Below are 7,693 nucleotides of genomic sequence, written 5' to 3'. Positions count from 1 at the left end.
CAATAAAAATGAATTCATCAAGACACTGGAAAAGCGGATAGGAACTATTATCCGTTCTGATTTTTACACGTTTGAAAAAATAATAAGAATAGCCGAAAACTTTAATCTCAAGTAGGGAATCCACGTGCTGTATATTGCCCTTGCCTTTATTGATCTTCGCCATCTTCTTCTTTCGCAAATCCTCTGCGCAGCAGAAGGAAGCCGGTCTGCCCGGCGGCCGCATCATCTACACCGACACGCGCGGGTGGGGAAAACTGGAGAAGCCTCTTTATTATTCAGCACTGGAATTAACAGGCAAGCCGGATTATCTTATCGAGCAGAACGGAAAGATCATCCCCGTGGAGGTTAAATCCGGGCGCGCGCCGGAGGCTCCTTATGATTCACATATTTATCAACTCGCCGCGTATTGTCTGTTGGTCGAAAAATGCTATGACACACGTCCTCCATACGGAATTATCCACTATGAGAACCGCGACTTTGCAATAGATTACACCAAAGAATTGGAAAACTCCCTGGTAGACCTGCTTGTGGAAATGAAACGTGACGAACACAAGAAAGAAGTCCCGCGCTCCCATGAGCAGGCCGCACGCTGTGACAAATGCGGATTCAAACATGCCTGTGATCAAAGCTTGCATAAAAGCGATCAACGTTGTGACATTACAAAAGGTATAATTTCGTTATGTCAGCTTCCTTCATCCCAAAGCGTCCAATTGTCACAGCCTACCCCAAAATGCCCGAGGCTTTTGCAGAAGCGGAAGCCATGTCTGCCTTTCTCAAGAAAAAGGGATTGAACGCAGACCACGGTTCCTTGTACGATGAACAACTGCGCAACCGGGTCAAGAAGGGCGAATACGACATGCTCATTGCAGTCGGCGGTGACGGGAGTGTACTGCGCGCCGGTCACTTGTGCGCCCCCAGCCGGGTGCCGATCCTCGGGGTGAATCTTGGTCGTTTGGGATTCCTGATCCAGGTTGAGCGCAATGAATGGCAGGATTACTTTGAAAAATTATTCAACGGCGAAGGATGGATCGAGAACCGCATGATGCTGCGAGCCGAACACATCCGCGCCGGTGAAAGCCTTGGCAAATCGAACGCCTTGAATGAAGTCGTCGTGGCGCGCGGACAGAATCTGCGCCCGGTCCGTCTGACCGCATCCGTCGATGGACGCCGACTTACCAGCTACGTCGCAGATGGGATCATCGCCGCCACAGCCACCGGCTCCACGGCATACGCGCTCGCGGCAGGCGGACCCATCCTGCCGCCGGAACTGCGCAATATTTTACTTGTGCCCATCGCGCCGCATCTTTCAGTAGACCGCGCAGTAGTTTTATCAGAAGGCTCTTCGGTCAGCATTGTGCCCAACAGCGAAAATTCAGTTGTTAGCGTCGATGGTCAATTGCCAACGCCGCTGATGGAAGACGATGTTGTAAAAGTAACCGTTGCCGATGTGACCGCGCAATTTGTCCGCTTTGGCGACCCAGGCTATTTCTACCGCAACCTCACCGCACATATGAATGAAAATTCTTTAGGATTTCCTCGATGACAGAAACCACATCCACTACTTTACATTGTTATGTTCACCCAACCCGTGAAACCATGCTGCGCTGTAAGCGCTGTGAAAGACCGATCTGCGCTTCCTGCGCGCAGCGCACACCCACTGGCTATCTTTGCAATGAATGCGTGAATCAGCATAAAAAATATTCGATACCGCGCTCTGGTACGACTACTTGATCGGACCGGGCATTATATTTATTCTTTCCCTGATCGCAAGCGGATTACTGGCGTTCATCGCCAGTTTTATTGGCTTTTACATGATATTCGTTGCCTTTGCGATCGCCGGTGGTGCGGGGGTGTTCCTCTCCAATGTTGCATTACGAGTGACCAGCAAACGTCGTTCCCGTCCGCTCTTTATTGCCTGCGCGGCTGGTGTTGCGCTGGGCGCGATTCCCATTGGTTTGATGCTCCTATTTTCAGGCGGGATACTGCCCGTCATTTCCATTGGGATTTACGCAGTTGTCGCCACATCCACCGTATATGCGCGGCTGGCGGGATCCAGTTATAGCCATGCTTACCGAACTTCATATTCAAAATTTTGCGATTATAGACAAACTTGATCTGCGGGTTTGACTCTGGGCTGATCATCCTGACCGGGGAAACCGGCGCGGGCAAATCGATCATCCTTGATGCCGTGGTGATGCTGATCGGCGGCAAAGCTGACACGACCTTTGTACGTACTGATTCAGACGCGGCATTTGTCGAAGCGGTGTTCCATCTCACAGGTCCAGAAAAAGAAGCGGTGCACTTCATCCTCAACCGTGAAGAATTAATGGATGATCCAAATTACGTCGTACTCATGCGCGAAGTTCGCAAAGAGGGGCGCAGTGTGGCTCGCATCAATGGGCGCACGGTCAATGTTGGATTATTGAAAGAACTTGGCGCGTTATTGATCGACATCCACGGGCAAGCGGAACATCTGTCTTTGCTCGATCCGCGCGCTCACATTGGACTGCTCGATCGCTACGCAGAAGTGGCGCATCCCCTTGGCGACTACCGCCAAACCTATCACTCGATCTTGAATCTGCGGCGCGAGCTGGCGGATCTTCGAAAAGCGCAATCAGATTCAGACCGCCGAATTGAAATGCTGACCTATCAATCAGAGGAAATCGAATCTGCGAGATTAAAAGTCGGCGAAGATGAAGAGTTACGCAAGGAGCGCGACCGTTTAGCGAACGCGGAATCTCTTGCGGAAAATGCACAGGAAGCGTTGGCGATCCTGGATGAAGGCTCCCCTGAAACCCCCGCCGCCACAGACTTGATCGGCCAAGCCGCACAGGCATTGGCGACCCTCGCAAAAATAGATGCGGGGCAGGCCGAGCTATCGAATCAAGCGGAACTTTTGCTGGAAACAATATCAGACGTTGTTCACACTTTGCGCGACTACCTTGAAGAAATCGAATTCAATCCCAAACGCCTCGACGCTGTTGAAGAACGTTTGGATATGATCCACTCTCTAAATAGAAAATATGGCGGTTCCATTCCCGCAGTGCTTGCATATGGAGCAGATGCCCGCAAACAACTTGAAACCATCACAGGCGCGGCAGACCGCATCAACGAATTGGAAATGCAGGAAGCGAATTTATTGGAAAACTCGCAAAACAGGGCTTGACACTTTCTGAAAAACGCAAGTCTGCCGCGATCAAAATGAGCAAAGGCATCGAAGCTGAATTGAATGATCTAAAAATGCAATCCGCCCGCTTCAGTGTGGATTTCCAAACCAAACCCGATGTGAACGGCGCTCCCACCCAGAGCGGCGCGCGCATCGCGTTTGACCAGAACGGATTCGACCGCGTGGAATTTTTGATCGCGCCGAATCCGGGCGAAGGTCTCAAACCACTCGCAAAGATCGCTTCCGGCGGCGAGACCTCGCGCTTGATGCTTGGATTAAAGAATATATTGGCGAAGGCTGATGAAGTCCCATCCCTGATCTTTGATGAGATAGATCAAGGCATAGGCGGACGCGTGGGGATGGTGGTTGGGCATAAACTTTGGAATCTTTCGCGCACGCACCAGGTTTTTTGTGTGACACATCTTCCTCAACTGGCTGTATTTGGAGACCAGCATTATCAGGTTCAAAAACTCGTCGACAATGGCCGCACACTTACGAAGGTTGACAAACTTGAAGGGGAGCCGCGCCTGCTTGAATTATCGCAAATGCTCGGAGAGGTCGGCGAAGGGACGTTGCGTTCCGCGCATGAATTATTACAACTCGCCCGCCAAATGATAAAGAGTAATTAATAGAAAAAACTCCAGCGAAACCGCTGGAGTTTTTTCTAAAGTTATGACATTATTAGCAACATGATTAAATGATGACCGCCAGGGTGAGGGGGGCACCCTGGCGGTCATCATCATTGATATTACTATAAGGATAATTTTCACACAAGATTTTTTGGATTAGAGAAACCTTAATGTTTCAGTAAAAAACAACAGTGCCCCGAGTAGGAATCGGACCTACATCTAAGCCTTAGGAGTGCTTTGTTCTGTCCATTGAACTATCGGGGCGACGGTGAGATTATACACAAAAGAATGGAATATATCCATGAGTTGTAAAACCATCGGGATAAAAAAACAGGTCACGTCTAAGACGTGACCTCTAACTTTCTACTTCAACATCTTCACTACATTCCGTTCACTTGCCCCGCTGACTCCACCTCCGCAGGCGGAAGAAGAAATTATCATTAATGATTAATTCTCGTCGCGCTTATCAAACCATTTAACAAGATAAGTCAACAAAATGTACCCAAATATTATCAACGTAATGAGCAACGCAGTTTTGGTTAGTAACTGCCCCATTATCGTGAAAATTATCAGAACAATTATCAAAATCCAAATACGAATTTTGATGTAATTGGTAGATATGATAAATCGAACTGCCAAGGCTAAGAATCGAGACAATTGCAAGATAAATGTTTCATTATCTGATTTTTTCATATTTGGATATGACCGCTAATAAAGCAGGTCACGCTCTTTCAAGCGTGACCTGCAATTACCTACTTTACCATCTTCACCACATTCCGTCCGCTCGCCCCGCTGATTCCGCCGCCGCCGTGGACTCCGCTGCCGCAGAGATATAGGTTATCGATCGGCGTCTTGTGGTTCGACCAGCCCGGGATGGGACGCATGAACATGAATTGGTCGAGCATGATCTGTCCGTGATTCAAGTCGCCTTCGGTGAGACCGTAGATGGTTTCAAAATCTTGAGGAGTAAGAGTCTTTGTGTTTTTGATTGATGCTTTCAGATTGGGGAAATATTCTGCAAGGGTATCAATCGCCAACTTTTCAACCTTCAAACCTTCAACATTCCAACTGCTTTCATTCAACTTATATGCCGCGAATTGGAAGTGAATGCTGACGACTTTACCGGAAGTTGTGACTTCAAGGTATGGCTTCTCTGAAATGCTGTGATACTTCGCAGCGTCGTAGGCTTTTTCGAGATATTTTATGGAAGGTGCGAGCGCAACTGTCCCAGCAGGGATGCCGTGTTTGCCGTCGGTAAGCAAATGGACTTTTGCAACCGATCCGCGCATTTTGATGGATTGGACATTCCACACAAATTCGGGCGGCAGTTCCATTGCGCCAACGAGAGAGAGGAATGTGTGCTTCGGGTCAGCAGCGGAGATGACATTGCTTGCTGAAATTTCTTCGCCGATGGAAAGGACAACGCCCGTTGCGCGCATGTCTTTGATGACTACTTGTTTTACTTCGGCGTTCGTACGGATCTCGCCGCCGAATGATTTCACCGCACTGGCCAGCGATTCACTGATCTTGCCGATGCCGCCCTGCACGCTGACATGCGACAGGCCGCCACGATTGGCCCAGTTGTGCATGAGCGTATAACCTGTGCCTGCACCATACACACCGAGAGTCAATCCGTGAATACCAAGGGATGCGATTGCGGCTTTGACCACATCGGACTCGAACCATTCGTCCACGAATTCATCGGCGGTCATGGGGATGCCGCGCACGATGCGCATCATGTCCTTGCCACCCATCATGCGGACATTAAGGCCAAGTTTGGCGAGATCCATGCCTTCGCTCATGCTGAAATTCTTTGGCAGGCGCGGCATGATCGCGGCGTTGGATGACTCGATGAATTGCGTCGCTTTCTTCATGAAGTTCAAAAATGGAATCCAATTCGCCGCGTCTTTTTCGGAGAAGCGTTTGATGGACGCGATTGTCTCTGTGGGGTCGGCGTCGAAGACGAGATGATTGGAATCCGCTTGAAGGGAGATGAATGGCTTTCGGACGGAATCAACTACAAGTCCGTGTGAAGCGAGGTTGAGGTGTTTGACAATGTCCGGGCGCAGAGATCCACCTGCATACAGAGAGTCAACGGTGAAGCCATCGCCAAAAGATTCTGTCACAACCTGCCCGCCGACAATTTCCCGGCGTTCGAGCACTAAAACTTTTTTGCCTTGCTTTGCAAGATAAGCCGCAGCGACCAAGCCATTGTGTCCCGCGCCGATGATGATGGTGTCATAGGTTTTCATTAGATGCCGTCCTTCAATGCAAGTTCTGCGGCGAATTTACCGGGCGAGCCCATAATGCCGCCGCCAGGATGCGCGCCAGAGCCAGCGAGGTAATAGCCGTTGATCGGCGTGCGAAAGCCAGCCCATTGAGTTGCGGGGCGCATGAAGAAAAGTTGATGCAGCAACAGTTCGCCGTGGAAGATATTGCCGCCTGTGATGCCCGCGATGCGTTCGATGTCAACCGGCGTGATGACCTGTTTGCCGATGATCGCGCGGCGAATGTTCGGCGCGTAACGTTCGATGGTGGAGATGACCGACTCGCCAAATGCTTCGCGCTTGGCGTCGTCCCAGCCGCCTTCGATGTCATAGGGCGCATACTGCACGAAACACGACATGACATGTTTGCCAGGAGGCGCCATGTCGGGATCGATCATCGAGGGGAAGATCATGTCAATGTACGGCTCTTTCGCAAAGCGGCCATACTTCGCGTCATCGTAGGCGCGCTCAATGTAATCAATGCTTGGACTGATCGATACCGCGCCGCGATGCAGCACGTGTTCATCGGGCAGCGCAGTGAAGCGCGGAAGTTCGCTCAACGCAATGTTGACCTTGCCTGACGAACCGCGTGTGCGGAATTTTTTGATCGAGTGGATCAGATCATCGGGCAGGTGTTTTTGCTCGACCAGTTTCAGGAATGTAACGAACGGGTCTGCGGATGAGAGAACTGCCTTCGCGTAAATCTCGTCGCCGTTTTCAAGTGCCACGCCGACTGCGCGTCCGCCTTTAACGATGACCTGCTTCACGGTTGCGTTGAGTCTGATCTCAGCCCCGAACGCGCGCGCCGAGCTGGCGATTGATTCAGCGATACCGCCTGTGCCGCCTTTGGCAAAACCCCAGGCACGGAACGCGCCGTCAATTTCGCCCATGTAGTGATGCAGCAAAACATACGCGGTGCTTGGTGAGCGCGGGCCGAGGAAGGTGCCGATGATTCCGCTCGCGGATTTTGTCCCGAGGAGTGCGTCGGTCTCGAACCATTCTTCGAGCATGTCCGCCGCGGATTGGGTCATGATCTTCGCGAGACCATATAATTCCTTTTCAGTCAGCGATGAAGCGAATTGACCGAGTTTGAGCAAGCCCATTAAATCTTTGGGACTCAGCGAAGTTGGGTCGGGAGGCAGAATGCTCAAGATGGGCTTGATGGCTTTCGCAAGGCGCGCCATGCGGCGTCCATATTCGTCATAGGCTTCGGCGTCCTTGGGTGAGTGGCGATAGATCTCGCGGCGGGTGGTATCGTGATCGTCCCAGCCCGCGATGTAATCGCCGTTTTCCATGGGCGTGAAGGTGCTGGGCAGCGGCAGGATTTTTAACCCGTGCTGAGGCAGTTTCAAGTCACGGATGATCTCAGGGCGCAGAAGGCTGACCACATAAGAGAATTCCGTGAATTTGAATCCAGGGATGATCTCTTCGGTGATCGTCGCCCCGCCAACCAATTCCCTGCGTTCGAGCACAACGACATTCCTGCCCGCGCGCGCCAGATATGCGGCAGCGACAAGTCCGTTGTGTCCACCGCCGATGATGATTGCGTCATAGTTGTTTGTTGTCATATTAATTCTCCGTTTACAGGTTTAAAGGTTAGCAAGTTTGAACGTTACAACTTTCAAACCTTA

Annotated in this window: 8 protein-coding genes and 1 tRNA gene; 6 read left to right on the top strand and 3 right to left on the bottom strand. The window is 50.9% G+C overall.

Annotated features, from left to right (window positions below):
• The first annotated feature begins 134 nt into the window (after nucleotides 1–134).
• From cas4 to IPL17_RS05365, 6 genes are read left to right on the top strand one after another with little or no spacing between them, the layout of a single operon-like run.
• Entirely contained in the window at nucleotides 135–791 is a 657-nt protein-coding gene (cas4, locus tag IPL17_RS05390) for a CRISPR-associated protein Cas4 (protein ID WP_345306051.1), read from the top strand.
• Complete coding sequence (locus tag IPL17_RS05385) at nucleotides 680–1,543, top strand: NAD(+)/NADH kinase (RefSeq protein WP_345306050.1); 864 nt, start codon at nucleotides 680–682, stop codon at nucleotides 1,541–1,543. The genes cas4 and IPL17_RS05385 overlap by 112 nt, the downstream gene beginning before the upstream one ends.
• Nucleotides 1,540–1,731: a hypothetical protein gene (locus tag IPL17_RS05380; RefSeq protein ID WP_345306049.1), complete on the top strand. Its 192-nt coding sequence runs from the start codon at nucleotides 1,540–1,542 to the stop codon at nucleotides 1,729–1,731. The genes IPL17_RS05385 and IPL17_RS05380 overlap by 4 nt, the downstream gene beginning before the upstream one ends.
• Nucleotides 1,728–2,114 carry a hypothetical protein gene (locus IPL17_RS05375; RefSeq protein WP_345306048.1) on the top strand — a complete coding sequence of 129 codons (387 nt, stop codon included), beginning with the start codon at nucleotides 1,728–1,730 and terminating at the stop codon, nucleotides 2,112–2,114. The genes IPL17_RS05380 and IPL17_RS05375 overlap by 4 nt, the downstream gene beginning before the upstream one ends.
• Nucleotides 2,111–3,166 carry an AAA family ATPase gene (locus IPL17_RS05370; protein WP_345306047.1) on the top strand — a complete coding sequence of 352 codons (1,056 nt, stop codon included), beginning with the start codon at nucleotides 2,111–2,113 and terminating at the stop codon, nucleotides 3,164–3,166. The genes IPL17_RS05375 and IPL17_RS05370 overlap by 4 nt, the downstream gene beginning before the upstream one ends.
• A complete protein-coding gene (locus IPL17_RS05365; RefSeq protein ID WP_345306046.1) occupies nucleotides 3,163–3,795 on the top strand; it encodes a hypothetical protein in 633 nt (210 codons plus the stop codon). Before IPL17_RS05370 ends, IPL17_RS05365 begins: the two co-directional genes overlap by 4 nt.
• A 192-nt stretch (nucleotides 3,796–3,987) precedes the next feature.
• On the opposite strand, the gene IPL17_RS05360 is transcribed toward IPL17_RS05365, so the two are convergent.
• The 3 genes from IPL17_RS05360 to IPL17_RS05350 all read right to left on the bottom strand — a co-directional run bounded on the left by IPL17_RS05360 (nucleotide 3,988) and on the right by IPL17_RS05350 (nucleotide 7,630).
• Nucleotides 3,988–4,059: transfer RNA gene (locus IPL17_RS05360), tRNA-Arg, on the bottom strand.
• Between the two features lie 488 nt (nucleotides 4,060–4,547).
• Nucleotides 4,548–6,047 (bottom strand): NAD(P)/FAD-dependent oxidoreductase, encoded by a 1,500-nt coding sequence (locus tag IPL17_RS05355; protein WP_345306045.1) that lies wholly within the window; start codon nucleotides 6,045–6,047, stop codon nucleotides 4,548–4,550.
• On the bottom strand, nucleotides 6,047–7,630 hold the full coding sequence (locus tag IPL17_RS05350; RefSeq protein ID WP_345306044.1) for an NAD(P)/FAD-dependent oxidoreductase: 1,584 nt from the start codon (nucleotides 7,628–7,630) through the stop codon (nucleotides 6,047–6,049). The genes IPL17_RS05355 and IPL17_RS05350 overlap by 1 nt, the downstream gene beginning before the upstream one ends.
• Nucleotides 7,631–7,693: the final 63 nt, after the last annotated feature.

The sequence above is a fragment of the Candidatus Villigracilis saccharophilus genome (genome assembly GCF_016711665.1).
The sequence above is the reverse complement of the archived record's forward strand: the minus strand, read 5'-3'. Positions and strand labels throughout refer to the sequence as shown.